Source organism: Bacteroides sp. Phil13 (assembly GCF_001940965.1).
In the GTDB taxonomy this organism is placed as follows: Bacteria; Bacteroidota; Bacteroidia; order Bacteroidales; family Bacteroidaceae; genus Bacteroides; species Bacteroides intestinalis.
In genome coordinates, this window is the sequence record NZ_MSHA01000097.1 from 1 (window position 1) to 2,068 (window position 2,068).

Here is a 2,068-nt window from a genome sequence, read left to right on the forward strand (position 1 = left end):
ACTTCGAAGAAACGGTTAGGATTAGCACCGGCAAACAATGTAGAAAGATTGATCATTGCATCAATGTTACCACCTACATAAGTCTTGTTGTGTTCCCAGTATGCATCATCCAAACACAAATGCTGAGTAATACCGTTTACCTGAGCACGTACCCCCCAAGTCGGAGTAATCAGCTTACCAACTGACACGCTGAAATGCGGAGCAATCTTATTGAAACCGTCATTGTTGATGGCGTGGATACCACCACCTACACTGACAAAAATATTATCGCTCCATTTCGGAGTGTAGTAGTTCGTTTTTTCCTGTGCATTCAGATTTGCTGCACAAGCGCCTGCCAATAGTAAGGAGGCTATCATTAATTTACTTTTCATTTTCTCTTGAGTTTAAGATAAATAACAACTAAAACTTCTATTAATCAAGTTCACCAACACCACCACCGGCATTGCCTTCACCATGACCATGACCATGACCGTGGCTATGACCGTGACCAGGAATATCTTGATTTTCAAGAACAAACAGTGTAGAAGTTGTATAATCATCTACTTCAATAGAAGCTAAAGGCTCTGTTTCAGCTTTTGTTACAGCCTTCTTCACTACTTTATATTCAGTTGTTACAACAGTATAAGTAATAGATGCAGTTGTTCTAGAGTTAGCATAAACTTTATACTTATTCTCCGGTGTTGTTACTGTCGTTTCCTCATATGTATTCTCAAGCGTGTTAAAGAAAGATTCAATAGCTGCGCGTTCAATAAGATCAGTTGTATTGATTTTCTTTGCACCTACTTTTGCACCTTCTTTTACTACATAAGGGAATGATGGAATGTCAAACCAATAAAGCTCGTAGTTATCCCAAGTCTTAACTTTAGGATCCGTTACTGGTTCAAGTTTTGTAGATTCTGCTACAATCTTAGTCTCAGCATCTTCTTCCTGAAGAATGATAGTCGGAGTCAGAGTAGCAAATTGCCCAGCTTGCAAAGCAGGAACCTTAACTGTAACAGTTGCACTCAAACCATTATAAGAAGCTGTAACATCAACACTCTTAGCAGCCAGAGTAGGATTACCAGTAAATGTCAACTCTGCAGGTGCGATAGTGGCTTGGCCAGTTACATCTGTAGTAACACCATCCTCTATAGCAAGCACAATCGGACTAATAACAGCTTGTGCATTAGTAGGAGTTACATTAACGTTGAACTCTTCCTTCTCACAAGAAGTTAAAGTTGTAGCTAAAGCTACTACGGCTAACGCAAATACTGCACTTATGCCGTTTAAGAATTTAATCTTTTTCATCTCAATTAATTAATTAAAAATTTAACAATTCTGACTTAATAAAATATGGGTTAAAACTATTTTCTTCCATTATATTGTCACTAACTTCCGCTTTATACTGTCTATAATAGTACCTTTCATTACCTGCATTATAAACAATGCCCATATTAGCAGAGGTATTCACACGAGGTATATATCCTTTCCTTTTATATTTATAAGGAGGTAATGCCACTTGAAATCGGAAGCCTCCATTCATCTTTGCATGTTCTGCTTTCATTGCATAGAAACCAATCGAACAATAGCGAAAATGGCGAATCATTTCAAATTTAACACCTTTCTCCTTCAATAAATACTGTTCTGCTTTCAGATTAAACTGAGTGTTAAATTGCGGCCAATAAAAGCTACCGCCCAAAGACCAAGTAACAAGTGCTGTCGAAGGATCATATACATAGCGAAATCCGCTCCAATATCCCATTCCTGTATACCCAATCCGAGCCATTAAGGAAAAGCGTTCATCCTTAAAAGGGCGATAAAATTCGGCGTCCACTCCATATTGGTCAGCACTAAAACATCCCACAGTCACTTTACCAAACACATTATACGGTAATCTAAAACGCTGTGAAATTGTAATATGTCCTGGATGAACTTTATCTTCAAACCTTCCATACCCATCATTATAAACCGGTATTTTCAACTGTGCCGTTAATTTCATACCTTTCCATAACGAAACTTCTATCGCAGGACTCAAATCAAACAAGACCTGGTAAATCTGTGTAATCACCAGATTCTTGAAAGCTAATTG

Annotated in this window: 1 protein-coding gene and 2 pseudogenes; all 3 read right to left on the reverse strand. The window is 38.0% G+C overall.

Annotated features, from left to right (window positions below):
* Window positions 1-371: pseudogene (locus BWI44_RS19065) on the reverse strand (cell envelope biogenesis protein OmpA); the annotation flags it as partial.
* A gap of 40 nt (window positions 372-411) precedes the next feature.
* Window positions 412-1,287: a DUF3869 domain-containing protein gene (locus BWI44_RS19070; RefSeq protein ID WP_005827864.1), complete on the reverse strand. Its 876-nt coding sequence runs from the start codon at window positions 1,285-1,287 to the stop codon at window positions 412-414.
* Window positions 1,288-1,300: 13 nt separating this feature from the next.
* Window positions 1,301-2,068, reverse strand: a pseudogene (locus BWI44_RS19075) (hypothetical protein); the annotation flags it as partial.

What these genes read in the sequence shown, in the direction of transcription:
- BWI44_RS19070 (WP_005827864.1), bottom strand. Translation starts at nt 1,287, where the DNA reads ATGAAAAAGATTAAATTCTTAAACGGCATAAGTGCAGTATTTGCGTTA.